The 26,162-nt window shown below is 59.7% G+C and carries 23 protein-coding genes and 1 pseudogene; 13 read left to right on the top strand and 11 right to left on the bottom strand.

All coding sequences use genetic code 11. From position 1 onward, the window contains the following. Positions 1–21: 21 nt before the first annotated feature. From CIT31_RS02470 to CIT31_RS02460, 3 genes are all read right to left on the bottom strand, one after another. Positions 22–1,359 carry a glucoamylase family protein gene (locus tag CIT31_RS02470; RefSeq protein ID WP_095517323.1) on the bottom strand — a complete coding sequence of 446 codons (1,338 nt, stop codon included), beginning with the start codon at positions 1,357–1,359 and terminating at the stop codon, positions 22–24. Positions 1,360–1,410: 51 nt separating this feature from the next. Beyond that, on the bottom strand, positions 1,411–2,163 hold the full coding sequence (locus CIT31_RS02465; RefSeq protein WP_095517687.1) for an SDR family NAD(P)-dependent oxidoreductase: 753 nt from the start codon (positions 2,161–2,163) through the stop codon (positions 1,411–1,413). A 163-nt stretch (positions 2,164–2,326) separates the two neighbouring features. Further along, on the bottom strand, positions 2,327–3,358 hold the full coding sequence (locus CIT31_RS02460; protein WP_245316090.1) for a TIR domain-containing protein: 1,032 nt from the start codon (positions 3,356–3,358) through the stop codon (positions 2,327–2,329). A 343-nt stretch (positions 3,359–3,701) separates the two neighbouring features. Here CIT31_RS02460 and CIT31_RS02455 point away from each other — a divergent pair, with 343 nt between their 5' ends. Beyond that, positions 3,702–4,964, top strand: coding sequence for an O-antigen ligase family protein (locus CIT31_RS02455; protein WP_095517322.1), 1,263 nt, complete (start codon positions 3,702–3,704; stop codon positions 4,962–4,964). Between the two features lie 39 nt (positions 4,965–5,003). Here CIT31_RS02455 and CIT31_RS34740 read toward each other — a convergent pair. The 3 genes and pseudogenes from CIT31_RS34740 to CIT31_RS02440 all read right to left on the bottom strand — a co-directional run. After that, positions 5,004–5,165, bottom strand: a pseudogene (locus CIT31_RS34740) (acyltransferase); the annotation flags it as partial. A gap of 518 nt (positions 5,166–5,683) precedes the next feature. Continuing rightward, positions 5,684–6,892: a polysaccharide biosynthesis/export family protein gene (locus tag CIT31_RS02445; RefSeq protein ID WP_095517685.1), complete on the bottom strand. Its 1,209-nt coding sequence runs from the start codon at positions 6,890–6,892 to the stop codon at positions 5,684–5,686. A gap of 172 nt (positions 6,893–7,064) precedes the next feature. Next, positions 7,065–7,739 carry a sugar transferase gene (locus CIT31_RS02440; RefSeq protein ID WP_095517321.1) on the bottom strand — a complete coding sequence of 225 codons (675 nt, stop codon included), beginning with the start codon at positions 7,737–7,739 and terminating at the stop codon, positions 7,065–7,067. A gap of 535 nt (positions 7,740–8,274) precedes the next feature. Here CIT31_RS02440 and CIT31_RS02435 point away from each other — a divergent pair. The 6 genes from CIT31_RS02435 to CIT31_RS02410 all read left to right on the top strand — a co-directional run bounded on the left by CIT31_RS02435 (position 8,275) and on the right by CIT31_RS02410 (position 14,360). After that, positions 8,275–8,616: an exopolysaccharide production repressor exox gene (locus CIT31_RS02435; RefSeq protein WP_245316089.1), complete on the top strand. Its 342-nt coding sequence runs from the start codon at positions 8,275–8,277 to the stop codon at positions 8,614–8,616. Between the two features lie 435 nt (positions 8,617–9,051). Beyond that, entirely contained in the window at positions 9,052–10,065 is a 1,014-nt protein-coding gene (locus CIT31_RS02430; protein ID WP_095517320.1) for a glycosyltransferase family 2 protein, read from the top strand. Between the two features lie 265 nt (positions 10,066–10,330). Further along, positions 10,331–10,729 carry a hypothetical protein gene (locus CIT31_RS02425; protein WP_095517319.1) on the top strand — a complete coding sequence of 133 codons (399 nt, stop codon included), beginning with the start codon at positions 10,331–10,333 and terminating at the stop codon, positions 10,727–10,729. Positions 10,730–10,891: 162 nt separating this feature from the next. Further along, positions 10,892–11,761 carry an endo-1,3-1,4-beta-glycanase ExoK gene (exoK, locus tag CIT31_RS02420; RefSeq protein ID WP_095517318.1) on the top strand — a complete coding sequence of 290 codons (870 nt, stop codon included), beginning with the start codon at positions 10,892–10,894 and terminating at the stop codon, positions 11,759–11,761. Positions 11,762–11,822: 61 nt separating this feature from the next. Beyond that, positions 11,823–13,154 carry a UDP-glucose dehydrogenase family protein gene (locus CIT31_RS02415; RefSeq protein WP_029347687.1) on the top strand — a complete coding sequence of 444 codons (1,332 nt, stop codon included), beginning with the start codon at positions 11,823–11,825 and terminating at the stop codon, positions 13,152–13,154. A gap of 126 nt (positions 13,155–13,280) precedes the next feature. Beyond that, on the top strand, positions 13,281–14,360 hold the full coding sequence (locus tag CIT31_RS02410) for a glycosyltransferase (RefSeq protein ID WP_095517317.1): 1,080 nt from the start codon (positions 13,281–13,283) through the stop codon (positions 14,358–14,360). A gap of 74 nt (positions 14,361–14,434) precedes the next feature. Here the strand turns inward: CIT31_RS02410 and CIT31_RS02405 are convergent, their stop codons facing one another. The 4 genes from CIT31_RS02405 to CIT31_RS02395 all read right to left on the bottom strand — a co-directional run bounded on the left by CIT31_RS02405 (position 14,435) and on the right by CIT31_RS02395 (position 17,476). Then, entirely contained in the window at positions 14,435–15,229 is a 795-nt protein-coding gene (locus tag CIT31_RS02405) for a family 16 glycosylhydrolase (protein WP_095517316.1), read from the bottom strand. 235 nt (positions 15,230–15,464) lie between these two features. Next, complete coding sequence (locus tag CIT31_RS34870; protein WP_245316088.1) at positions 15,465–15,629, bottom strand: hypothetical protein; 165 nt, start codon at positions 15,627–15,629, stop codon at positions 15,465–15,467. Between the two features lie 15 nt (positions 15,630–15,644). Next, positions 15,645–15,923 carry a hypothetical protein gene (locus tag CIT31_RS34865; RefSeq protein ID WP_245316087.1) on the bottom strand — a complete coding sequence of 93 codons (279 nt, stop codon included), beginning with the start codon at positions 15,921–15,923 and terminating at the stop codon, positions 15,645–15,647. Between the two features lie 263 nt (positions 15,924–16,186). Beyond that, complete coding sequence (locus CIT31_RS02395; RefSeq protein ID WP_095517315.1) at positions 16,187–17,476, bottom strand: glycosyltransferase; 1,290 nt, start codon at positions 17,474–17,476, stop codon at positions 16,187–16,189. A gap of 309 nt (positions 17,477–17,785) precedes the next feature. Between CIT31_RS02395 and CIT31_RS02390 the strand changes: the two genes are divergently transcribed. From CIT31_RS02390 to CIT31_RS02365, 6 genes are all read left to right on the top strand, one after another. Next, the gene (locus CIT31_RS02390; RefSeq protein WP_095517314.1) at positions 17,786–18,958 is read left to right on the top strand and encodes a glycosyltransferase family protein; all 1,173 of its coding nucleotides are present in this window, start codon (positions 17,786–17,788) and stop codon (positions 18,956–18,958) included. A 25-nt stretch (positions 18,959–18,983) separates the two neighbouring features. Next, positions 18,984–19,982 (top strand): glycosyltransferase family 2 protein, encoded by a 999-nt coding sequence (locus CIT31_RS02385; protein ID WP_425350552.1) that lies wholly within the window; start codon positions 18,984–18,986, stop codon positions 19,980–19,982. Continuing rightward, a complete protein-coding gene (locus CIT31_RS02380) occupies positions 19,982–20,932 on the top strand; it encodes a glycosyltransferase family 2 protein (protein ID WP_095517313.1) in 951 nt (316 codons plus the stop codon). Before CIT31_RS02385 ends, CIT31_RS02380 begins: the two co-directional genes overlap by 1 nt. Then, on the top strand, positions 20,922–21,890 hold the full coding sequence (locus tag CIT31_RS02375) for a glycosyltransferase family 2 protein (RefSeq protein WP_095517312.1): 969 nt from the start codon (positions 20,922–20,924) through the stop codon (positions 21,888–21,890). Before CIT31_RS02380 ends, CIT31_RS02375 begins: the two co-directional genes overlap by 11 nt. 57 nt (positions 21,891–21,947) lie before the next feature. Then, complete coding sequence (locus CIT31_RS02370) at positions 21,948–22,844, top strand: UTP--glucose-1-phosphate uridylyltransferase (protein ID WP_095517311.1); 897 nt, start codon at positions 21,948–21,950, stop codon at positions 22,842–22,844. Between the two features lie 269 nt (positions 22,845–23,113). Then, positions 23,114–25,495 carry a polysaccharide biosynthesis tyrosine autokinase gene (locus tag CIT31_RS02365; protein WP_095517310.1) on the top strand — a complete coding sequence of 794 codons (2,382 nt, stop codon included), beginning with the start codon at positions 23,114–23,116 and terminating at the stop codon, positions 25,493–25,495. 306 nt (positions 25,496–25,801) lie between these two features. On the opposite strand, the gene CIT31_RS02360 is transcribed toward CIT31_RS02365, so the two are convergent. Next, on the bottom strand, positions 25,802–26,011 hold the full coding sequence (locus tag CIT31_RS02360; RefSeq protein WP_245316086.1) for a hypothetical protein: 210 nt from the start codon (positions 26,009–26,011) through the stop codon (positions 25,802–25,804). Positions 26,012–26,162: the final 151 nt, after the last annotated feature.

The following is a 26,162-nucleotide window of genomic DNA, read 5'->3' as shown; positions in this document are numbered from 1 at the left end:
GCGACAGCTGGGCGGTAGCCGTCATTCAGCACGGTCCTTAGGGTCCGCCGGCTGCGATAGCCAGCCGCCGCTGAACCCGGCCTTGCACAGGCCGCGACGGATATGCGGGCTCGACCGCATCAGGTCCCAGATCAGGCGCGAGCGGTGGTTTTCGATCATCAGCACGACGATACCCTGGTCCAGTCCGTAATGCGCATCCGATATCCAGCCGCTCGGCCCGAACTTCCGCCGGTTCGCCAGCGTGGGGTTGAAACCGCTCGGCACCCTGAAACTGTCGACCACCTCAGGGTGGCGTTCTCTGAGGTGGCGCAGCGCCGGCAGGCAGATTTCCGGCGCGAAGGGCAGCGATGCGAGATACGACCACGGCGCTATCGTTCCGTCGTCCGGGCCGAACGGTGCGCCGCGCGCCGCGTAGCCGGAAAATTTGCGCGGTCGCCGCTCGATCTTCGCGCGGAAGTTGCCGGGCCCGTCACCCGCCGAAAGGCCCCAAAGTCCTTCGCCGTAGCCGTCGTAGCCAGAGGGGTTGTGCCGCGCATAATCCCGATGAAGGTAGGTCGCGCGGCGGCTGTTTTCGAAATAGTCCGAGTTCTTCTCCCGCATGAACGCATCCCGGATGCCGTCGAAGTCAATCCAGGCATGCGAGAACTGGTGCATGAACAGCGGACCGCCATAGAGCACGTCGTAGCCGTAGATGTTTTCCCATCGATATGTCGCCGTCCAGCCGGCATAACTGTCGTCCGAGGCTGGCTTTTCCGGGGAGGCCATTGCCAGAACGTAGAGCATGGTCGCTTCGTTGTAGCCTTCCCAGCCATAACGCAGAAAGCCGCTCTTCGGCTTCCAGCCCTGTCGCAAGGTCGATTTGCTGCCTTGCGCCCATCGCCAGTCGACGCGCCGGTAGAGGACTTCCGCCAGTTCGCGGACTTCGGTTTCTTCGTCATTGTCGCCCGTGAAATAGGTGCCAGCCACGAGCACGCCAGCCATCAAAAGCGCAGTGTCAACCATCGACAATTCGCATCGCCAGGTGCGCAGGCCGGTCCGGATGTCGAGGAAATGGTAATAGAAACCCTTGTGGCCGGTGACGTCGTCGCCATTGCCTTGCCGGCTGTTCCAGAAGAAGCGCAGTGCGGCAAGCGTCAGCTTTACGGCGGCATCTCGGGTCATCCAGCCACGCTCGACCCCGACCGGATAGCAGGACAGGGCGAAGCCGACGACCGCGATGCTTGCCGGCCAATTTGGCCGCGAGGTGTCGGCAACCAGCCCGTTCTCCGGATTCACGGTTTCCAGAAAATAGCCGAAGGCCGCGCACTGGAAGCGGTCGAGCAGGTCTTCGTCGGACAGTCGAGGTTCGACCCTAAGCAAGCGACGGGAACTCCAGTCTGGCGGCCTTGGCGGTAGATCGCCCAACTTGCTTCAATAGGTGGCCCGGCCGCCGGAAACGTCGAAAACGGCGGCGGTGGTGAAGGAGCATTCCTCGGAAGCGATCCACGAGATCAGCGCCGCCACCTCCTCGACCTCGCCAAACCGCGCCATCGGTATCTTCGACAGCATGAAATCGATGTGCTGCTGGCTCATCTGCTGGAAAATCGCGGTGCGCACCGCCGCCGGCGTGACGCAGTTCACCGTCACCTTGGTCTTGGCCAGTTCCTTGCCCAGAGACTTGGTCAGGCCGATCACCGCCGCCTTGGAGGTGCTGTAGGCAGAGGCATTCGGGTTTCCCTCTTTGCCGGCGATCGAAGCGATGTTGACGATCCTGCCGTAATTGCGCTCGAGCATGTGCGGAACCAGCGCCTTGTTGCAGTAGAAGACGCCGTTGACGTTGATGTCGATGACCCGGTGCCAATCCTCCACCGAATAGTCCCAGGTCGTCATGTTCGGTCCGGTGATGGCCGCACTGGTGACCAGGATATCGACCGCGCCAAGGGCATCTATCGTCTGCCGGGCGGCCTGTTCGACCGCCACGGCATCGGCGACGTCGACAGTCACGCTATGCAAATCGGCAATGACAGCCTTGGCCTGCTCGATCTGGGTGGGGTCGCGATCCCAGACGCAAACGCGCCCGCCCTCTTCAGCGATTCTTAGCGCGACAGCCAGGCCGATTCCGGACGCGCCACCAGTGATCACGGCCGACCGCCCGGCAAACCGTCCCGCAAAACTCATCGGCATGCGCTCTTCCTCCCAATCGGCGGCGAATGTGAAGTCAATGGCGGAGGAGTTCAAGCCAGAGGCTGAAGCTCCGAACAGGTTCATGGTGGGCCACGAGGCGGTAGGAAAAGCCGCGGCAGGGCTAGAGCGTCGGGCTAGCTGGAGTTACGCCGCGCGCACCGGTTCAGACGTTCTTGATCGATTTCCAATGGTTCAGCCGCTCCGCGATCAGCTCTACTCGTCGCTGGTTGTCGCGCCCGTCCAGGATGCTCAAGTCCTCCGGCTCGGCGCGCAGATAGACACCGGAGGTGCGGGCGTTCAGTTTTGGCTGTGTGTCGGCTCGTGTGGTGAAGTACCCGGACGCGCGATCGGCGGACTCCAGCCGGATCTCTCCTGTCCCGTACAACTGCGACGCGTTCGCGTCCAAGGGCCGTTCTCCATTCCAAAAGTAAAAAATGCCGGCAGGCTCCTTTCTCTCCTTTACTGCTTCGCTCCAGTATCTCGCGGACAGACTGCCATTCTCTTGCCATGAGCGGCCGGCTAGCTCCAGCGCACCATCGCGGTCTCGCGAGATCCGCAGGAGGCTCACCGCGGAAGGTTCCTTCACGGTCCGCTCCGACAGGGAAAACTGCCACCAAAGACCCTCTATTCGGGCGGCGCGGCCCTCATTTTCAATCGCTTTTCGCAGCTTTTGGTTGACCGCTCTCATCTCGGCGGCGGTTGTCGCTTCGGCGTACCTCACGGACGTCAGGCCGAGGAGATCGCTTGGAAGCTTGGAGCCGTTGGCATGGAGGATAAACGTTCGGCGCATTCCGAGGACACCGCCGAAAAGGCCGGCTTCGAAGACCACATTGTCTCGCGGAGAAGCTTGAGCGGATACAGGAGCAGGTGATGCCGTCAGGCTTGCACTCGTCCAGTCGTCCTGGGCGAACACAAAAGCAGCGAAGTCGACTTCACGCGTAAGCTCAAGGAGGCGCTCCAGTGTGGTTGTCCCGGGATTGAAGGACGTCGTCCAGGGTTCCACATACGCGATGTCTTCAAGACCGCGTGTCAGCGCCTGCAGCAGTTTTTTCTGCTTCCCCGACGAGCCCAGGAAGATTCGAGGTTTGTCCATCCGTTTGCTCCAGCCCAGCAGATCGGGACCACCAGCGTCTGCTATCCTTGCGGCCATCGTCTGGTTGTCCCCGCCATAGCGTACGCGGAGGGCCTCATTCATTGCAACGGATGCAAGGAATGCCGGCTGCTATTTTTCGGACCGGTGCTGTGGACTGCGAAAACAGTTCCGCGCGGTGGCGATGCCGAGCTTCTCATGAATCCGGCGGCGATGGCTCTTGACCGTGATGCCGAGGCGCTCACAATGTTTGGAGCCAGAAGCCGGCCTGGATGCTCGGTTCTTGCGGCCTTTTACCGCCTTCCCGGGGCGTCCTTGTGGCTGTTTTTGCCTCATTTGGGTGACAGGCTGCAGGGGATGGGTTATATTGCACTGCACAATGGAAGCGTTCGCGCCTGGCGCGGCGGCGAATCGGCATTGAACTCATGGACGGGAATTCGCTACCGAGATGAAGATACCAAAATCTCTGTTGGTCGACCCGGAGAAGAGCACGGTCTATGGCACATTTGCTGTCGCCATCTCCATTTGGGCGTTCTCCTACTCCTACCTTTTCGGCCAGATCCTGATCCTGGCCTATTATGCGGTCTGGCTTCCCCTGATCATGGTAGATTACCGGCGGCTGTTGCGACATGCCTCCAGCGCGTGGCTGCCACTGGCGTTTGCAATCTACGTCTGCCTCTCGGTGTTCTGGTCGGATGCTCCCGGCATCACGTTGAGGACGGCGATCCAGTATTGCTCTCATATCGCCTGCGCCTATATCGCCGCGCGCACCGTCAGCGTTCGGACGTTGACAATAGGCTCACTGATCGGGATCTTTCTCGTCCTGCTCTACTCGCTTATGGTCGGGGGTTATTCGTATGATGGCCTCGACGGGACGTATAATTTCGTCGGCGCATTCAGCTCCAAGAACCAGATCGGCTTTGTTGCCTCCCTTGGCATCTATTTTTGCGTTGTCTTGCTGACCTTTCTCAGGCGCGGCCGGATCAGCCTTTTCTTGACGGCGCCCGTCCTCGTCCTGTCGGCCTATCTGCTGGTCATTTCGCATTCAGCCACCTCGATGGCTTCGGTACCGGCAGTTCTCGCTCTGGTCGCTCTGCTTGCCATGACGAAGAAGCTTTCGCTCCGCTACCGACGGGTGATTTTCCTGGTCGGCGCATGCGGGCTGGTCGCGGTCACCGCGGTTGCCTTTGCGGGGCTTCTGGATTTCGTCCTTGGCGTCTTCGGAAAAGACTCCACGCTCACCGGACGGACCTATCTCTGGGAGCAGGGCTGGCGTGCGGCGCAGCAAGCGCCGATCCTCGGCGTCGGCTACGCGGGCTACTGGGTGCAGGGTTTCGCCGAGGCCGAACGGCTTTGGAACGAATTCTACATCACGACCCGAAGCGGCTTCCACTTCCACAACACCTATGTCGAAGCGCTCGTCGAGCTTGGCTATGTCGGGGCGACGCTGATTTCGCTGATCATCGTGCGCACGCTGTGGGGCCACATATCGGCGTTGATATTCAGGACGTGGCAGGCCGAATCTGTGATTCTTGCCGGCGTGATGGTGCTTCTGTTCATCCGGTCCTTCGTCGAGGTCGAGACCCTCAACCCCTACATCATGGGCTCCTTCCTTCTGTATTACAGCTACTTCAAACTGGTGAAGGTGCCTGTCGCCCGCCCTCGGTGGACGGCGGCGAGCCTCGCGGAACCAGAAACCGCAAAGGGCTAAGAAAAGCGCAGAATGTCACCTTGATTTCGTTCGTTAAAATTACCGACAAAAACGAATGTAATCTTGGGGCGCCACAATTTCGCGAATTATTCGGGCGGGATTTCCTGCAACCAGGCTTCGCGGCGGTGCACTTTTGGTGACCACAGAGCCGGCTCCAATTACGCTATGATCCCCGATTTCGACCCCAGGCAGGATTATTGAATTCGGCCTATCCAAACATTATCCCCAATCAGGACAGCTTTCGCTTTAACACCGGCACCCTCTTCGACCTCATGATAGTTTGAGTCTTGGATTACAACCGATTCGCCAATAAGGCATCCTTTTCCGATGCTTACTGCGACAGATGCGTCGATCGTAACTCCGCTGTTTATAAAAGATCTAGAGCCAATTGACAGACTTGCGTTCCGGCGTGCATGAAACCAGGAACGTGACCCAAGCCGTCGAAACGAAACGCGAGAGCCAAATCTAAAATTGCCTTTTCCTGCTATATGAGGCGAGACACCAAGTACCGAAACTCGATCGGATATTTCGATACCCCTTACTGCCCAAGTGAATGTAACTATTGCGCCTTTAATATACCTTCTAGCACGATAGATATTCACCACGCTTCCCCCACCGATTGGCACTTTTCGCCGAGAAGCGTGCATCTATGCGGACGGCCTCGGCATGACGCTCCCTTTGAGCGTCAGCTGACGTTGGCGTATTCGATCGATCGAGTTCTATTGGCTAGCCATTGGCGCCAGCTTCACCTTGATCACGTCCCCGGGCAGCACGGGCGTGTCTTCACTGGCGGCAATTTCGCTGGTCTTGCCGTCGACCACCCGAACCAGGGCAAAGGACATCGTTGGCTCTTCGCCGTCGCGATAGCGTTGTAACGCCGGATTCCCCGACATGGCTTCGGCCATCAGGCCGGTTTGCATGTTCATCTTGAGCATCGTCGCACTGAGATCGGCTTCTACCTGTTGCCGGTCGGCGGCGAGGCTCGCATTCTGAGTGTTTTCCAGGTCGATGGCATCCTGATTGGCCTTGCTGATCGACTGCTTGGCGGTAAGGATGGCCGTGTCGTAATCCAGGATCTGGCCTTCCAGGTCGGCGATCGTTTGTTGCGAAGTCAGAACCCGCGTGTTGACGACAAGGCCTTTCTGCGCCAGCGAGCCGATGCCGCTGAGCTGTTCCTTTGCCAGGTCGACCTGCCGCTGCTGGTTGACAATCTTTTTCTGCAGCGAATCGATCTCGCTCTGCAGTAGCTTCTTCAAATCGTCGAGCGCCTGAAGGCGCAGTTTAAGCTTCTTTTGATCGGCCGTCAGGATCGCCATCTCGTCCGCAACGACGCTTGCCACCTTCGGATCGTTGGTCACCTCCTTCGGCACGTCAAATGTCGGCTTGTCCGCCATCTCCGCTTCGATGCGCGCGCGCCTGACGATCAGCCGGACCCGTTGGTCTTCGAGAACGTCAAAATCGCCCTTGGCATTGATCATGTCGCGGTCGTACCGCTGTCCTTCGGGGGCCCGCCGGACACCGCCGGCGATGCTCATCGCCCTCAGGACGGTCAGACCAGGCACGTAGGGATACTGGCCAGGCGTCTGCACCTCCCCGGAAATGTAGAATGGCCTGTACTCCGCCATTTCGACGGAGGCTTCCGGCCGGTCCGCCAGGGCGAGCTTGCGCTGGAGCGCCTGGCCGATCGCTGCCGCGATCTCGGATGTGGTCTTCCCGGATGCCGGCATTTCGCCGACGAACGGCACGGACAATGTTCCGGCCGGGCCGACTGTGTACTCTCCGTTGACGGCCGTCCAGTCGCGGAACGTGCCTTCAACGGTCTGCCATTCGGCCACGCGGATGGTCAGCTTGTCCTGCGATCCAAGGCGATACTCATCGGCGGCGGCGAGTTGGGGAATGGTGAGCGCCAGCGCGAGGCAAGTGGTCATAAGCCGCATCCGCCGTATGCGATTGCTAACAATACCGGCGCAGGAGATTTCGAAGATATCTGTTTTCAACTGAACGTTTTCCGATCCGCTTTAGCCCCGCCCGATGAAACTTGCTGCAGAATGATTGGCATCTGGACAGTCACTCTTCCACACAGAACCGGCTCCCGGCCGGTCAGTAGCAGCCCCGCGACATCCAGACGGCAGGCACGGTCTTGACGATGATGCGAATGTCCTGGAACAGCGACCAGTTCTCGACATAGTGGCGATCGAATGCGACGCGGCTGTCATAGGAAACGTCATTGCGGCCGCTGACCTGCCAAAGCCCGGTTAGGCCGGGGCGCGATTTCAGGTAATAGACGGCCGAACTGCCATAAATCTCAAGCTCGTCGCGTACGACGGGGCGAGGACCGACAAGGCTCATGTCACCCTGGAGGATATTGATGATCTGCGGCAGTTCATCGAGGCTGAGCTTCCTCAGCACGGCCCCGACGCGCGTGACGCGCGGATCGTTCTTGAGCTTGCGGGTCGCCATCCATTCGGCTTTGGCGTCCGGGTTGGCGGCAAGATATGCAGCCAGCACCTGTTCGCCATTCTGAACCATGGTGCGAAACTTGAGGCACGGGAAAATCCGTCCTCCGCGACCGATCCGGCTGTGACCGTAGAAAATCGGTCCGCCGTCGGAGAACTTGACAAGCAGCGCGACCATCACAAACAGCGGACTGAGAGCAACCAGGCCAATCAGTGAACCGGCGATATCGAAGCTGCGTTTGAGCAGGCCGCCGATCGGTGGAAAATCGATACCTGCCTGCGAAAAATCCGCGTCGGCCGGCTTGGCTACGTCCCTCATGCATAAACTCCATACGTTGAACGGATGGTTTGCCGGACGATATCAAAAAAATGCTGCATCGCAACACACAATTTCTTGAGCGCCTGAAATAATCACGTCATGACTTGACTAAATAATAAACCGATCCTGCACAAATTTTCGCCTTTATGGCGCGTTCGTGACAAATTCTGGGCAACCTTGAAAAATCTAGTGCGCTTTTGGGGCTTAGGTTGGGCAAATCGCTCTTTGTGCCGGGTTATTGAGCATCATCGTCCTTTAGTTTGGTAAAATATAGAGAGGGTTTAAAGTAAAGGACTGATTAATATTGTGGCTCCTACTGAAGTGGGTCCCTACCGGGTGATTGGTCGTAATGCCGATGTGTGCATCGCAACATGGCGGAGTCGATCCCGCGAACTTATCCAAAATAATTTGCGGTTGGCCTTGCCCGATATTGCACACCTTAATAGAGTTGCAAATTGTTTCTGTCAGAGTATGGACAGCGTGGGAGGGCCGGAAGCAACCGGCCAAAGAAAGCGAGCGGCCTCAACAAGCTCGCATGGCGAAGGGAGGCTCGGGGTGGGTCGATCATCGATTTTTGCCCGAGCAGGTTGACGGGCTATCGGGTATGTCGCTACCAAAATTCATTGTCGGCATGATTTTCGCTCTGGCGATCGTGGTCGCATGGTCTTGTTTCGACGGTGCTTCGCTAGACACGACGCTTTTTCGCGCTGTAGCCTGCGCCATTGTCATCCAGCTGGGCTACTTTCTGCTGGTTTTCGTCATGGTTGTCAGAAATTCCCCGACGTCGGCTGATAAGATTCGCGATGCCGAACGAAAGCTGAGTTCGACCGAAGTGGCCGACGGCGAGAAGTTCAGCGCCAGGAGAAGCCTGCACTGACCTGACGACAGAAAGCGTCGGCCGGATGCTGGCGGACTGCTCGCCCGACAGCATCCTGGGCAACCGGCCTCCGGATTCTTCATTCAGCCTCGGATCCTGTGACTCAGCTCTAATTTGCGTAAACTCTGTCGATCGACCTGGTGATCAGCGATTCGAGTGCGCTGACGGTCCCATCCATGATGAGCAGGGACGGTTTGCGAAGCAGTCCGTCTATCCGTGGGTATTTCACCGCCCATCGATTGCGCCATGACGACACCGAAAGGAAAGACTGGACGGAGCGAATGATTTTAACGATGCTTTGCTTCGCAATTGCAGCATAAGCGCCGGCTGATGTTTTCGAACAGCCGGACAGGCAGTGAGAACGAGAGCTGCATGGACATCAAACCGGGGGCGGCGAGAAGTTCGGAGCTACCTGTGCAGTCGAGAACCGAATGGATGACAGAACCCCAGGTCTGCGTGATCATCGCCGCCCGCAACGCGGCGCGGACAATTCCAGTGGGCATCGCGTCGGCGTTGCGCGAGCCGGAGGTGGCCGAAGTCGTCGTCGTCGATGACGCCTCCACTGACGATACCGCGAAAGTCGCTCGGGCGGCCGACGATGGCAGCGGCAGGCTTTCCGTCATCCGGCTCGACGTCAACGGCGGTCCCTCCTTCGCCCGCAACGCCGCGATCGCCAGCTCCAGATCGCCGTTCATCAGCATTCTGGACGCCGACGATTTTTTTCTCGAGGGCAGATTTCGCGAGTTGTTCGCCAGCGCCGATTGGGATTTCGCTGCGGACAACATCATGATGATCAGGGACGATGCGGCGACCGACGTCTCGAAAATCACCGCTCCGCGGTTTTCGGCCGATCCGGAATTCCTCGATTTCGAGCGTTTCATCGAAGGCAACATCTCCAGTCGCCGTGTGCAGAGAGGTGAGTTGGGTTTCCTCAAACCGGTGATCAGTCGCGCCTTTCTTGACCGACATGGACTGCGCTATGACGAAAACCTGCGGCTGGGCGAAGACTATGAACTCTACGCGCGCGCGGTCGCTTGCGGGGCGCGCTTCAAGGTCATCAGGTCCTGCGGCTATGGCGCGATCGTTCGCGCGGACTCGCTGAGCGGCCAGCACAAGACGCAGGACCTCAAGCGTCTGGCCGACGCGGATCTGGCGCTGCTGACGATCGATAGTTTGCCGGAAGGCTCTAAGGCCGTGCTCAGAAGGCACGAACGGCAGGTACGCGACAAATATCGGTTGCGAAACTTCCTCGACGTGAAGAACGAGCAGGGGCTGACATCGGCTGCGGCCTACGCCCTGGCCAGCCAATCCAACCTCATCCCCATCCTTCGCGGCGTGGCCGCCGACAAGCTGGATGCGCTGTTTCGCCGCGCCGGCTTTGCCTCGAAGCAGCCTGTGCCGCCACTGCGCTTTCTCATGGCCGCAACCAGCCCGGTCGGCAAGCCATGAGCTGGTCCGCAACCGGCGCCATGCCGATCATGTCAACAGGTCCTTTACCACGCTTCAAAGTGATGCGAATTTCCGATTCGCCGCACTAGTGGTTGCCTACTCGCTTTGGGGATGGCATGTATGTTGCGGTGCAGCAATTTTGATTGGCTGTTTGAATCGGCACGAAAATGTCCCCCTGTCAGAGGAGTTGGACGATGCGACAAGACTTTTTGGCCGGACGGGCACAGGGATAGCCTTAGGCTGGCTATGACAGGAAACTGAGCGCATGGCCTCGATATTTGGCTTCAGATCAAGGAATCCGGCCCGAGACAGGCAGACCGACATCTCGCGCCTTGACCGCCTGGCAAAGCTGCTTGACCAGATCGCAGTCGAGGTCGAGGCGGAGAAAAACGGCCTTGAGAATCGCTACCGGACAAAGGCCACCAACGCGGCCTTCCTGGTCGAGGCGATGGAGAATGGGGCGGCCTCCTCCAGCAGATCCTCCGAGATCAGCGAGCTGACGAAGTCGATCCTGAACTACGAGCGGCGCATCGCGGCGCTCGCGCGCCAGAACGAATTGATGAAAGATCTCCGTCATTCGCTGGATGCAATCTTCGACGAAAGCGCCCAGCGTAGCTCGACCGCCAAGGCAGATTTCGCCAAGCCGGCCGCCGGCACGGAGTGAACTTCAAGATCCCTGGATAGGCCCACAGGCAGGAGGTTTGGTGTCACTGGGCAAGTTAAGGCAAGCACAAGGAAGGTACTGGCAGAAGGTCAAGGTCAGCTCGTTTCGTCATGGTTTGAACGTCGACTTTGGGTTGGGGCGCAGCACAAAGGTGAGTTTGGTATGAACGCGGATCCGAAAAGCACGTCCACCCCAGCAACCGGCGGCAGGCCGTTCACGCGCTCGATCAGGCAAGGGAACCTGAGGCAGTTATGTTCGGGCGGCGCGTTTCTGCTGTTTGCACTCGGCAGCCTGGTTGCAGGCCCGACCCCTTCCCATTCGCAGGACATCCCGACAGCGCCATCGTTCGTCGATGATTTCACCAGCTTCGATCGTGCGCGTTGGTACATTGCCGACGGCTGGACGAACGGCAAGCACCAGAACTGCACCTGGTCCAAAAGCCAGGTCCGGCTTTCCGACGGCATGCTGACGCTCGGTTTCGAAAAGCGGAAGCTAAAGGATCGCGACTTTGCCTGCGGCGAGGTCCAGACCAAGCAGCGCTTTGGCTATGGCACCTATGAGGCGCGGATGAAAACCGATGCGGGCTCCGGCATCAATGCCGCCTTCTTCACCTACATCGGCCCCACTGACAAGCAGCCGCATGACGAAATCGACTTCGAGGTGCTGACGAAGGACACCTCCAAGGTGCAGGTCAACGCCTACATAGCCGGCAAGGGCAAGAACGAGAAATTGGTGGATGTAGCTGGCGGTACCGACAAGGTTTTTAACGACTACGCCTTCGTCTGGGAGAAGGACAGGCTGCGCTGGTACGTCAACGGCCAACTGGTGAACACGATCAAAGATCCGGCAAAGCTGCCCACTCATGCGCAAAAGATATTCTTCAGCCTGTGGGGCAGCGACACGCTGAAGAACTGGATGGGACCGTTTTCGGATCCGGGTCGAAAACTCATCATGCAAGTGGACCGTGTCGCATTCACGGCGCTAGGTCAGCCATGCCAGTTTCCGGAATCGCTGGCATGCAGCATAAAGTAAAGACTAATCTGAACCGGCCGGACCGAAAGCGCTCCGAAGTCTTGAACAGGAATGAAACCAAATGAATTTGACGGTCTTTGGAATTGGCTATGTCGGTCTCGTGCAGGCGGCGGTGCTTGCCGAAGTTGGACACCAGGTGGTGTGCGTCGACATCGACGTGAAAAAGGTCGAGCGGCTCAATCAGGGCCTCATCCCGATTTTCGAGCCCGGGCTCGAAAACCTCGTCAAGGAGAACCACGCGGCCGGCCGCATCAAGTTCACCACCGATGCCGCGGCCGCCGTCAAGCATGGCCAGATACAGATGATCGCTGTCGGCACGCCTCCGGGCGAGGATGGTTCTGCCGACCTCAAATATGTGCTGGCCGTTGCCGAGGCCATCGGCCGGGAGATGGACGCGCCCAAGATCGTCGTCGGTAAGTCGACCGTGCCGGTCGGCACCTGCGAGAAGATAAAGGCCAGGATCGCCGCGACGCTGAAGGCGCGCGGCCGCGAGGATCTGGGTTTCGACGTCGCCTCCAATCCGGAATTCCTCAAGGAAGGCTCCGCGGTGGCCGACTGCATGAAGCCCGACCGCATCATCGTCGGCACCGGCAGCGAGGATACCGAGGCGGTGATGCGTGAGCTTTACGCTCCGTTCAACCGCAACCACGAAAAGATGATCGTGATGGATGTGCGCAGCGCCGAGTTCACCAAATACGCGGCCAATTGCATGCTGGCGACCAAGATCAGCTTTATGAACGAAATGGCCAACCTGGCCGAGGAACTCGGCGCCGACATCGAGGAGGTCCGCAAGGGCATCGGCAGCGATCCGCGCATCGGCTACCACTTCATCTATCCGGGCCTCGGCTATGGCGGCTCATGCTTCCCCAAGGACGTGCGCGCCCTGATCAAGACCGCCGAAGGCGTCAAATTCGATGCCAAGCTGCTGCGCGCGGTCGAGGAACGCAACAACGAACAGAAGTCGGTCCTGTTCGACAAGGTGAACCGCTATTTCAAGGGCAATCTGAAGGGCAAGACCTTTGCGCTGTGGGGCCTCGCTTTCAAGCCCAATACCGACGACATGCGCGAGGCGCCGGCGCGTGTCTTGATGGAAGCGCTCTGGAAGGCCGGTGCCAAAGTGCAGGCTTACGATCCCGAGGCGATGCAGGAATGCCAGGCCATCTACGGACTGCGCGAGGATCTGCTTTTGTGCGGGACCAAGGAGGCAGCGCTGCGTGGCGCCGATGCGCTCATGATCGCAACCGAGTGGAAGAACTTCCAGGCGCCGTCGTTCGACGCGATGAAGGATGCGCTGATCACGCCGATCATCTTCGACGGCAGAAATCTCTACGACCCCAAGGTCATCGCTCGCTACGGCATCGAATATCACAGCATCGGCAGGATGGCGGCGTGAGATCATGCGGGAAAGCCTGTTGCCATGACAGCGGGACAGGACGGAGGCTGGCGGGAACTGATGGATATCTTCTGCCTTCGTAAACCGCTTTTGAACAAACCCAGAATGCGACAAGGAGCCGGACCCATGAAAGTCCTTTTTGCAGGTGGCAACGGTTACACTCCCCAGTTCAGCGGCGGTGTCCAATCCAGCACCCACCATCTGGCCGAACAGTTGCTTGAACATGGCCACGAGGCATCAGTGCTTGCAGCGCTGTTCGGCCAGGGCGTCTTTGGCTACAAGGCGCGCGCCAAGATGAAGCTTCTGAGGCAGCGCGCCGTCATCGACAGCTATCCCGGTTACCCTGTGGTGCGGGCGTGGTTTCCCTGGGAAGCGGCGCGCTTTGCCGTCGAAAGGCTCGATCCCGACGTCGCCGTCGTGCAGTGCCACAAATCGGTGCCGATCGGAAAGGCGCTGCAGGCGCTTGGCGTGCCGCTGGTCGTCTATCTGCGGAACGTCGAATTCCACGAATTGGGCGGGGATCTGCGAGAGCTGCATTCGGCGCTTTATATCGCCAATTCCGAGTTCACGGCGCGCACCTACAAGGCAAAATTCGACATCGATTCGACGGTCATACCCCCGACCATCAATCCCGAGCTCTACAGCACGCCGACGACAGGCGAGTTTGTTACGCTGATCAACCCTTACAATGAAAAAGGGTTCGAACTCGCGGTGCGCATTGCCGGCCAATGCTCCGAAATTCCGTTCCTGTTCGTCGAAAGCTGGAAGCTCGACGACGACCACCGGGCACAGATCGAACGGACCATCGCGCCGCTGCGCAATGTCAGGCTGGAAAGCCGCACCAGCGACATGAAGACGGTCTATAGCCGGACCAAGATCCTGCTGGCGCCCAGCAAATGGGAAGAGGCCTGGGGGCGCGTGGCATCCGAGGCCCATTGCAGCGGCATTCCGGTCGTCGGGTCCCGGCGCGGCGGCCTGCCGGAAGCGATTGGCGCCGGTGGCGTGGTGCTCGATTATGACGCACCGCTCGACGACTGGGTCGCGGCGATCAGGCGGCTGTGGAACGACAGCCAGGAATATGAACGGCTCTCGGCGGCGGCACGTGAATTTTCCGAGCGGCCGGCGCTGGATCCTGAACGTCAGTTCGCGACCTTCTTTTCGATGCTCGACCGGGCGGCCCAGCAGGGTTCGCGCCAAGCCGCCTGATTAATGCATGTCGCCCAAAAGCATGCCCTTGAGGCTTGAACCGAGGTTGCGCAGCGGTCGGATGAATTGCAATCTCACTGATCGACATCAGTTCGCCTGTAGCCATGAATTGTCATGACCAGTTTGTCCGACGCCGGCATCGGCTCCCATTTGCCGGCCCAACCTGCGTCCATCACCGCGCCTGCCGCAACCCATAGATCGAAGTACGCCTTCATGGGCTTGTTCGGAAAGGCACCGCCCAGAGTGTCAGCCGGCGTAACCACGGCAGCTTCTTTGCCGTCAATGAGGAAAGCAACACGTTTTCCCGCCTCGTATTCTATGCCAAGGCGGTATCTTTTCCCCGAGAGGTCGCCGAGTTGGATCCACTTTAGCCAAATGCTCTTGTGCTGATTGTCGACGTTTGCCCAAACGTTGAGCTGTAGTCCTTTCGTGCCCACGAATTCAAAATCGATTTCCTCATGGGCTTTGTCGTTAAAAGTCCAAAGCGGAGCTGCAACAAGCCCTGGCTTCATCGTCGGGAGAGTGACATCCACTTCCCACCTTGCCGATGAAAAGTCCGATTTACCGCCGGCTACGACCTGTGCGGAAGCTTTCTCGCTGACAGTAAGCTGAAGCGCGCCGTCAACGATTTTGGCGTTCGCCGCCTTCCAGTCATAACCTCCGAGCTTGGGCTCGCCCCACTGCGATGGCACGAAGGGATTGTTATACTTCCAAAGTTGGAGCTTGACAGCTGACCAATCCGGAAGCTTGTCAACGGCAGCTTCCGCGTCTCCTGCGGCAACACTCTCTGCCAAGGCTCGCCTATGAACCAGTTGCAATGCTGCCGAGGTAGCAAGAAGAGCCGACAGTTGTCTGCGTGTGAAATTCATGCGTCTATCTCCGATGGCAGATTCCAGCTTTCCCGACGGCTCATGATGGCCGTTCGTAGTGACCGGCGAACCACACCGTAAATGGTGAAATCGGCGGCATGATGTCCCTTGGCCACAGTTTTGGCTCGCATCTAAGCCGGTCGTTTGACCCGGCTCTTCAGTGTCTCATAGCCGCGTTCGCCAAGCAGCCTGCGCGCGACGATCTTGATGGCCGTCTTGCGCCCTTCCTGCGAATTCATCTGTTCAAACTGCCTGGAAAGTTGCGGGCGATCCGTCCAAGTGCAGGCAGCGACAGCGAGTCGGGATAAATGACCAGATGCGTTTCCACGCACAGCACCGGTTTGCCGGAAAGCTCGGCGATCTTGAGGACCTGCTGGTGCTCGCTTTTGATGAACAGCATGGCATCGGACTTGCGCTAGAAATCGGCCTTGAAGTTGCCATGCACGCCAAGCCGCTGCCGCTCCGCCTTGCTCGGCAGTTCGAGCATGATCAGCTTGTCGTATCTGATGTCGTGCTTTTGGAGCCATGCTTCCGTGTGGTTGCGGTATTTCTCAAGCCGGCTGGTGACCAGCCATCCGATCTTGCGGGTCGGGCCAAACAGCGGCAGCGCCTCGCTCAGGAATTTCTCGTATGCGGGTCCGTCGTCGACCTGGTTTTTCAGTGTGCAGAGCGGTGATTTTGCCGGTGCGCGCATTCACTTCACCTCGCTCGGTGCCGGCGCGGGCGGCGTCCGCGCCGGCAGTAGCTTCACAGCTTCCCACAACGATATGGCCATTTTCCCGACACCGCATCAAAAATGTTGCAATGCAACAAAACAGCCCGAAATTCGGAGCGACAGTAGGCATCCGAATCCCAGGAAGGAGCACGATCTCCGCCGCTCAGCACGCCAAATTACAATGGCAACCCAATCCGATTCTCACGCTCTCGTGAGGTACGACTGCGATAGCCGTCGAGCGTTCATGCACGCCAGGCCATCCGGGGTGGCAAGACGCTGAGCGATGCTGCCGGCGTGCCACCGTGGCGCGGGGATATCTTCTGCTTGTCGGGTTCAAGCGGCAAGGCTTCCGGAGATGAAGCATCAAGGGCCGGGTCGAGTTGCACAGGTTCTTTGGTTCGCTCCAACGCCACACGGTCGTAAAGCGCATCGAGGAATGCGCCCGCCGGTTCCGCGGCAAACATGATCTCTGCCGTCCACCGGGCTTGACGTCGCAGTGGCGCCATCAGCTTCGGCTGACCGATATATGTCTTCAATCGTTCGATGGACAGGCAAGCGAGGCGCTCGACCTCATCCTGGAAATATTGGGCAAATTTCGCCTCGCCGCGCGAGTTGTATCCCGGATTCCAGCAATTGCCGAGATCGTTGAGTCTCATGGGTAATGAGATTCCGTTGACACCATCCTCCAGGAATTCAGGCAGGGCACAGACCCCCGTTCCGAGAACCGGGGTGTGTTCCGACATCGATTCTATCGCCGAGTATCCAAATGTATCGCCGAAGGTGGCTAGGATGCCAAAATGCGAATGGCGCAACAATCGTCGCACCGAATGGTTTGGCAACGCGCTATAATGCTGGACATTCTTCAGGTCGAGCAACTTGATATACTGGTCAAAGAATCCTGGAGTTGTCGGATCCGTCCATATGCCGCCGCCTACCTGCAGACTCGAAACGATGTTCACTCGGATAGGCAAATTCTGCTCTATTGCTTTTTCCGCGATCTTGACCGCGACGCAGCCGCCCTTACGGCCAAAATGGGCGCCGACGAACGTCAGCACAAGTTCCTCCGCGGTGTTCTCAAGCATCGCATCTTCCACGGCAGGCACGACGATGTTCGGATGGCGGACCATCAGCTTCTCCGTCAGAAGGCTTACGTTCGGATTGTCGGCGTGCTGACCCAGAAAACACCTGCGGGCAAAATGCGACAAGGCAATAATGCGGCGGCAGCCGGGGTTCGCAATCCGCGACGCCAGGTAACGAGCCATCGGCCCGCGCTTGCGAAGGGCGAACTGACGCGGCAAATGGGATTCGAACGAGATGATGAATTTCGAAGAATTGACCGGGATCCGGTTGAACGCATGCACCACGTCGACGGACAGGGCAGGCTCGATCAACGTCACACCTTCCAACTTCGACGAGACCAGGTTGAACGGTAGGAACCGCTTGCGCAGGATTGTATGTCTGGAGACGCGCGGCGTAACGAAACTGGTCGGATATTTGTCGTTATAGACGGCAATACGAAGAGATTTGGCCATGCCTTAACCACCGTATCCAAACAGCGGGATAGGGGATTTTAGCGAACTGCCCTATGGGCGCAGAACTGCCAAATCCTGCAATTCCACTGGAACCAAATACAAGCGCATGAACCCCCCGGCCCCAATTCTCACCAACTTCTCGTCATATGAAAACCGATTTTTTGCTGCAACGCAATAGAACATTCGCGCAGCCTAATGTTTGTGGGTGCGCGACAACCGCTAAATCCGCTACATAGCACCAAAAATGTTGCGATGCAGCAAGAGCTGTACTAGCATCCCTGCGGGCGGGCCAACAGCGGTCGAGTTTTCATGCTGCATGTCTTGTACTTGGTACACGACGTCTCCGACCCGGCAGTGCGCCGGCGGATCATAATGCTTAAGGCAGGCGGCGCCCAGGTCACACTGGCGGGCTTCCGTCGGATAGCAAGCCCGGTCGCCGACGTCGAAGGCTTGCGCCCGATCGACCTTGGGGCGACGCGCGACGGCCGATTCGCCCAGCGGCTGGCAGCAGTCACAAAGGCGGCGGTCTCGATCGGCTCGAAGCTCGGCTCGATGCCAAGACCCGACCTCATCATCGCGCGCAATCTGGAAATGCTGGCGCTTGCCCGGCGTGCCAGATCGGCTTTCCAGGCGACGGTGCCGATCGTCTACGAGTGCCTCGACATTCATCGCCTTGTGCTTCGCGACGACTTTTTGGGCAAGGCGATGCGCGGCGCGGAACGCTATCTGGCCAGGGATGTAATGCTGCTGGTGACCAGTTCGCCGGCGTTTATCGCCAACTATTTCAAGCCGTTTGGGCAGATTGCCGCGCCGGTCGAGCTGCTCGAGAACAAATATTTCGAGCCTGCCGCGGTTGCGCTGGATGATCGCATGGTGGCGGATGATCCCGTCGCTCCGCCTTGGCGGGTCGGCTGGTTCGGTGCGCTCCGGTGCCGCCGCTCCCTGGAGCTTCTGGCCGAATTTTCCCGACGGCTCGACGGTCGCTTCGAAATCATCCTCAGGGGCCGCCCGGCGCTTTCCGAATTTCCGGATTTTCACGGTTTTGTCGAAGCCGAGCCCTGGCTTTCGTTTGGCGGGCCCTATCGGAACCCCGAGGATATGGCGACGATCTACCGCGAGGTCCATTTCTCCTGGGCCATCGATTTTTTCGAGCAGGGGCTGAATTCCGAATGGCTGCTGCCCAACCGTCTCTACGAGGGCTGCCGCTTCGGCGCCGTGCCGATCTCGATGGCCAACACCGAAACCGGCCGGTTCCTCGACCGGCAGGGTATAGGCGTTCTTTTGCCTCAAGCCACGCCTGAGGCCCTCGAAGCCGCCCTGGGGGATATGGACGAGCATCGTTTCGGGAAATTGCGGGCGCGTGTTCTTGCCCGCAATCCGCGAACCTGGAGCCATGATCGCAGCGATTGCCGGGCGCTCGTCGAAAAGCTTCGCGGGTTGACGGTTGTGCAGGATCCGTATGCTGCCCAGGCACTGGCTTAGGATGGCTATCGATGGACATGGGCCGATGATGCCAACCGAAAAGCTTGCGCCCAGCCTGATCGTGATTCCGTGCCTGAACGAAGCGGCTCACATCGGTGCGCTTGTTCATGAGCTTAGACCGTCGGCCGAGAGGCTCGGTGCCCGGATCGTCGTTGCCGATGGCGGCAGCACGGACGGCACGAGGGCAATCGTCGAGGAGATTGCCGGGAAAGATCCGCGGATCATCCTTCTTCACAATGAAAAGCGCCTCCAGAGCGCGGCGATCAATCTCGCCGTTGCCAGTTACGGCGAGGGGGCTGAATATCTCATTCGCATCGACGCGCATGGCGGCTATCCCCCCGACTATTGCGATCGGCTGGTCGAGGAGGCGCTGGCCACCGGCGCCGATTCGGTCGTCGTCTCCATGCTGACCAGCGGCAGCGGCACGGTGCAGAAAGCTGTGGCGGCTGCACAGAATTCCAAGCTCGGCACGGGCGGCTCGAAGCACCGGCATCTCTCAATGGGCGAGTGGGTCGATCACGGCCACCATGCGCTGATGCGGATATCGGCCTTCAAGGCGGTGGGCGGCTATGACGAGACGTTCAGCCACAACGAGGATGCGGAGTTCGACTATCGGCTCCGTCAGGCCGGTTACCGAATCTGGATGAGCGGCAAGACGCAAATGATCTATTACCCGCGCGCGACGCTCGCCGGCCTGTATTTCCAGTATCTCGGCTATGGCCGCGGCCGCGCAAAGAACGTTCTCAAGCACCGCATGATACCGAAGGTCCGGCAGATGGTGCCGCTTCTGGTGTTCCCCGTTGTCCTTCTCTCTGCCTTTTTCTTCGTGCATTGGTTGGCGGTCGTGCCGCTTCTGGTATGGGCGTCGGTTTGTCTCGGCTATGGCGTGTGGACTGCCCTCAGCCAGCGCAATCCGGACAATGCGCTTGCTGGGATTTCGGCGATGGTCATGCATTTCGGCTGGTCCGTTGGCTTCTGGCTGCAACTGCTTGGACCGCGATCACAGAGTAGGAGGGTAGCGTGATGGGTGTGGCCGAAAAAAACCGCAGCATCGACATCTGCGTCTGCACGTTTCGGCGGCCGGAGCTTGCCGACACGCTTCGCTCCATAGCCGCCCTGGAGGTGCCTTCGGGATTCGACATCCGCGTCATCGTCGCCGACAATGATGACGGGCCGACGGCCGAGTTGCTGGTGGCGACGTTGGCGGAGACGTTGAAGCTGCCGATCAGCTATCGTCATTGCCCGGCGCGCAACATCTCGATCGCCCGCAACGCCTGCCTCGACGCCAGCATGGCGGATTTCGTCGCCTTCCTCGACGATGACGAAACGGCATCGTCCAGATGGCTCGCCGAACTGGTTGCGACGGCGGAAGTGAGTGGCGCTGCCGCCGTGCTCGGACCGGTGCGGGCGCGCTATCGGCCCGATGCGCCCGCCTGGATGCGCCGCGGCGATTTTCACTCCACCCTGCCGGTCTGGGTGGGCGGCGAGATCCGCACCGGCTACACCTGCAACGTCCTGCTCAGGATGGGCGCCGACAGCCTCCGCGGCCGGCGATTCAGCCTGGCGCGTGGCCAGACCGGCGGCGAGGACACCGAATTCTTCGACCATATGGTCAAGGCCGGCGGTCGCATCGCCTTTTCGCCGCAAGCCTGGGTCGATGAAGTGGTGCCGCGCGCCAGAGCCGCATTCGACTGGCTCCGCCGCCGCCGGTTCCGCGTCGGGCAGACGCATGGGCACCTCCTGGGGCGCGACGCGAGTGGCCTCGCGCTGGTCAGGCAAGTCGGCCTCGCCTCGGCAAAGGCGGTCTACTGTTTCGCATTGGCAATCCCGGTCGCCATCAATCCCGTGCGCAGGAACCGCAGCGTGCTTCGCGGCATCATGCATGTCGGCGTCGTGAGCGGTCTCGTCGGTGTGCGTGAAATCCGCCAATACGGCCTGCCATCGCCGCAGGAAGGGGGCAAGCGTGCAGCCTGACGTCACCTTTGTCATTGCCGCCTACAATGCGGAGCTGACCATCGAGCGGGCGATCGCCAGCGCCATCGCCCAGCGCGATGTCAGCGTTGAGGTGATCGTCGTCGACGATCAGTCGCGCGACCGGACGCTCGATCTGGCGCGATCCTACCCCGAGGATATCGTGCGCGTCGTCGCCCTTGCACAGAACCGTGGTCCCGGCGGCGCCAGGAATGCCGGCCTTGAGCTTGCCCGCGGCCGGTGGGTCGCGGTCCTCGATTCCGATGACGCGATCTATCCCGGGCGGATCTGCACCATGATTGACCGCGCGGAGAAAGCGGGCGCCGAGATCGCGGTCGACAATCTCCAGGTCGTTCGCGAGGACGGCGTTGCCGAAGAGACGATGTTCCCGGCCGACTATCTCGAGGGCTTAAGTGAAATCTCGCTAGCGGACTATATCGCCGGCAATGTGGTCTTCGAATCCAGGTTCAATCTCGGCTATCTCAAGCCGATCTTCCAGCGACGCTTCCTGAACGAAAACGGGCTTCGCTATGACGAAGGCCTGATCATCGGCGAAGATTACATCCTGCTGGCCAATGCTCTGGCCAAGGGCGGCAAATGTGTGGTCGAGCCGACGACCGGCTACGTCTACCATATCCGGACCGGCTCCATTTCCCGCGTGCTCGAACTTCATCACGTCGAGGCGATGCGCAAGGCCGATCTCGCCTTCGCCAGAACCCATTCGATGGACGCCAAGGCCGAGGCCGCTTTCGCAAGGCGCACACGCAGCCTGCGCAAGGCGGCGTCGTTCCTGTCGCTAGTCCAGCACATCAAGGCGCGGTCCCCGCTCAAGGCGGTGTGGACGGCGCTCAGCGATCCGGCGGCCGTTCGGCATATGAGCATGCCGATCGCCGTTCGGCTGCGAAGGGTGGCGGCACAATTTGCCGTGGGTGCGGGGGAGGTGAAAGGTGCAGGCAGGTGAAAACAGTTTTCGCGGCCTGCGACAGGTTGAAGTCGATCTCCTCAGAAGGAATATGCAATGAAAAAAGTCAGGAAGGCAGTCATACCGGTAGCGGGGCTTGGAACGCGATTCCTGCCGGCGACCAAGTCGATGCCGAAGGAAATGCTGCCGGTCGTCGACAGGCCTGTCGTGCAATATGCGGTGGACGAGGCGTTCGAAGCCGGCATCGAGCACATTGTCTTCGTGACGGGCCGCAACAAGGCAGTCATAGAGGATTATTTCGACCTGCATCCAGAATTGATCGGGACTTTGGAGCAGACCGGCAAGACGGCGCAGCTTCAGGCGCTCGAAAGCCTGCTTCCCGTGGCTGGTGCGACGAGTTTCATCCGGCAGCAGTCTCCGCAAGGTCTCGGCCATGCGGTATGGTGCGCCCGGGAAGTCATCGGCGATGAACCTTTCGCATTGCTGTTGCCGGACATGGTGTCCTTCGGCGGGCGTGGATGTCTCGCTGAAATTGCCGACCTCTATGCACAGACCGGCGGAAACGTCATCGCCGTCGAGCGCTGCGATCCGACCGAGACCAGCAAATACGGCATTGTCGGCTGCGGCGCCGATGTCGGCTCGGGCTTCGAGGTCACCGCCATGGTCGAAAAGCCGGCTCCAGCCAATGCGCCGTCGAACTACTACATCAATGGCCGCTACATCCTGCAGCCCGAGATATTCGCGCTGCTCGGCAATCAGCAGCGCGGCGCCGGCAACGAAATCCAGCTGACCGACGCCATGGTTCGCCTTGCGCAGAACCAGGCTTTCTTTGCCCAGCCCTTCAACGGCCGGATGTTCGACTGCGGCTCGAAGGAAGGGTTCATCCAAGCCAATATCGCCTTCGCGATGGCGCGTGACGACATGAAGGGGCCAATCTTCGAGATGCTTGAGGAGTTTGTCCGGTCGCATGAGCGCCGGGTGGAAGCCGCATAATGCCCATTTTTTGGGAGCATTAGCATATGGACGCTGACGCAAGACATGCCGATGCGCTTGGCGGCCCGGGTTTCGCGTTGTCTGGCATGAAGCTTGCGTCGTATATGTGCTGATGCTCCCGATCTTGCTTCAGCGCCTGCAAACGAGAGCATCGGACCCAAAAGTAGAGGCGGTTTTGGGAAATCCGATGCTCAAACAAGAGATAGAGCGGCGGCACAGGTCGACTTGAGGGACCGCCGCTCTAGATGCAAAGTAGAATTGGACCGAAGATGAATTATGCCAATTTTCCTCTCGACAAGAGGAAACCATTGCCGAGTTCGGACGCAGTCAGCGCCGACGACTTCATCGATGTCGAGCGCTTGCTCAGCATGGCAGCAAGGCAGGCAAAGGTGGTTGCGGCATGCGCTGCCATCGGTCTTTTTCTGGGCGTGCTCTATTTGCAGACCACGCCTCCCACCTACATGGCGACCAGCCGCGTGCTTATCGACGAAGGCTTGAATAAGGTCGTTGACGAGGTGTCGGCGGCGTCGGTCAGCATGCAGACCGATTCCGCCATTCTGAGCCAGATCGAAATTCTTCACTCGGCGAGGTTGGCGGCGGTGGTCGTCGACAAGCAGAAGCTCGATCAGAACGACGCCTTCTTGTATCCTCCCACATCGGCCGTGTCGAAGGCGGCCGGCTTTGTGCGCGGCGTGATCCGGTACTTCCGTCCCAGCCCCGCCGTGGGCACCACCGACGTCACCCGGCTTGATCCGGCGACGCGTGACGCGATGATTGCCTCGTCACGCCGCGATTACGCGATCCTCAAACTGCAAAACGAAGTGCAGGCCGAGCGCATCGGTCGAAGCTATGTGATCTCCATCGCTTATCAAGCGACGGATCCCGCACTTGCGACCGCGATCACCAAAGCCTACGCAGACGCCTACCTCGCGGATCAGCTCGATGCGAGCTTCGATGCGACCGAGCGCGCGGCGGTCTGGCTGCAAGGCCGGCTGACGGAGCTTCGGGAAAGTTCCCAGGCAGCGTCGCTCGCCGTCGAGAAGTTCAGGGCCGAACACGGATTGGCCGTCGACGACGGCCAGTTGATCAGCGACAAGCAACTGTCGGACCTCAATGGCCAGCTCATTGAGGCGCAGGCCGATACCGCCCGCGCCAGCGCCCGCTACCAGCAATACAAGTCGATCGTCGAAAGCGGTTCGGACAACGCATTCAGGGATGCCGCCATATCCGCCGACCAGCCAAGCAACTCGATCATTTCAACGCTCAAGACCCGCTATCTCACTGTCGCCAAGCGGCAGCAGGATATCGAAGCCAATTTCGGGGCTGAGCATCCCCAGGCGGTCGCACTTGCCAAGGAAAAGGCCGACATATCAGCGCAGATTTTCGGCGAGCTGAAGCAGTTGACCGAAAGCTACCGCAACGAATACGAAGTTGCTCTCGCGCGCGAGACGGCGCTCCGCGCAAATGTCGCGTTAGCGGCGGGCAAGAGTTCCATCGACAACCAGTCGCAGGTCAAGCTGCGCGAACTCGAGCAGAAGGCAACGGCGCTCTCGACGCTCTATCAGACGTTCCTTGGCCGCTACGAAGAAGCCTCCCAGCAGCAATCCTTCCCGGTTGGCAAGATCCGCGTCATCTCGGACGCGACGCTGCCGCAGTCCGCGGCAACCCCGCGCACGTCCATAGTGCTGGGACTTTCGCTTGTGCTTGGCGTGATGATGGGGGCCGGGGTTGGTGGCCTGAATGAATTCAGGGAGCGGTTCTTCAGGACCGGCGAAGACGTTCGCGATCGCGTCGGCCTCAAATTCCTCGGCTACCTGCCGATCATTGGCAGCAAGGTCGCCAAGGACGACAAGCGCGATGATGGTCAGGCAGACGTCAAAACTGCCCAATCACCGTCGGCTGCTGAAAGACGCGCGCGCATGCGGGTGAGCATAGACGCCCCGGCATCGATGTTTTCCGAAACGCTTCGCAGCGCCAAGATTGCCTTCGACGTCGTGATGGAAGGGCAAGGCAGCCGGGTCATTGGCGTGATCTCGGTTCTTCCCGGTGAGGGCAAGTCGACCGTGGCGGCGAATCTGGCCGGACTGCTTGCTGCCAACGGGTCGAAAACCCTGCTGGTGGACGGCGACCTGCGCAAACCCGGCCTCAGCCGCAGCCTTGGCATGGAGGCCGAGCAAGGCCTGATGGAGGCGGTAGTGAGCGGGCAGACCTGGCAGTCCGTCGGCAAGATCGACCGGCAGACCAAGCTGGCGATTGTCCCGGCTGTGCCGCGCGGTCATTTCTCGCACACCAGCGAGCTTCTATCGTCGGCCGGGATGCGGCGTTTCATCGACAATGCCAAGGAGACCTTCGAGTACATCATCGTCGATCTGCCGCCGCTCGGCCCCGTGGTCGATGCCAAGGCCTTTGCTCCGCTTGCCGACGGCTTCGTGCTCGTAACCGAATGGGGGCGCACGCCGCGTGCGATGGTGCAATCCATACTGAGTTCGGAACCCTATATCGCCAACAAGATCGTCGGCGTGGTCCTCAATAAGGTCGATTTGAAGAAGCTGGCGAAGTATGGATCGATCGGCGGCTCGGAAAAATTCTTCGACAGATATTCGTCCTACTATCTGGAAAAATCGGAAGCGCGGACGAAAGCAAACACCTGAGGCCGGTATATTAGGAAGGGATGTTGAGCAGATCGTGGCTTCCTGCGCGGCCAGGCCGATACCGGACCTGAGCGGCGTGAGCGAACACGAATGCCCCCTCGAACAGACCATGACCGGCAGCCCTGCGCAAGAGCCGGTAAGGTCGGCGGGGAATGATGTCTCTTAGGTGCGGTCGATCTCCTCGCGTGACGCGTAGAGGTCGCCGAGCCGCGACGGGTCGCGCAAAAAGCGTGGGCACTATGCTTCGCACCGCACATTCCACCGCAGGACGTTTGCAGCCAGGAACCGGCGTGACACGCTGGCGCGTTACGCCGTCTTGAGACGGTAGCGGACGATCGTGTGGTCGAGCAGAAGCCGGATTCGCGGTTCGGCCTCGATCGCAATCAGCCAGCTCGCGGCGATCATGGTCACGCCGACGATGACCACCGAAAGCAGGTACGGCACTCCCGCACGCATCAGGGCGCCGAGAATGGCCGCGCCGACGACATCATGGATCAGATAGAGAGGATAGGTCATCAGGCCGATCCGGCGCCAGCCGCGCCAGGACAGGTTGAGCCGCAACGACCATGCCATCAGGGCTATGGCAACTAGAGCGGGTCACGCTTTGACGGAATCGAAAGGGATTCCGGATTGGTCTGATTTGTGATTCAAGATGCTGGCTGGATTG

The sequence above is a fragment of the Mesorhizobium wenxiniae genome (genome assembly GCF_002284535.1).
In the GTDB taxonomy this organism is placed as follows: domain Bacteria; phylum Pseudomonadota; class Alphaproteobacteria; order Rhizobiales; family Rhizobiaceae; genus Mesorhizobium; species Mesorhizobium wenxiniae.
The sequence above is the reverse complement of the archived record's forward strand: the minus strand, read 5'-3'. Positions and strand labels throughout refer to the sequence as shown.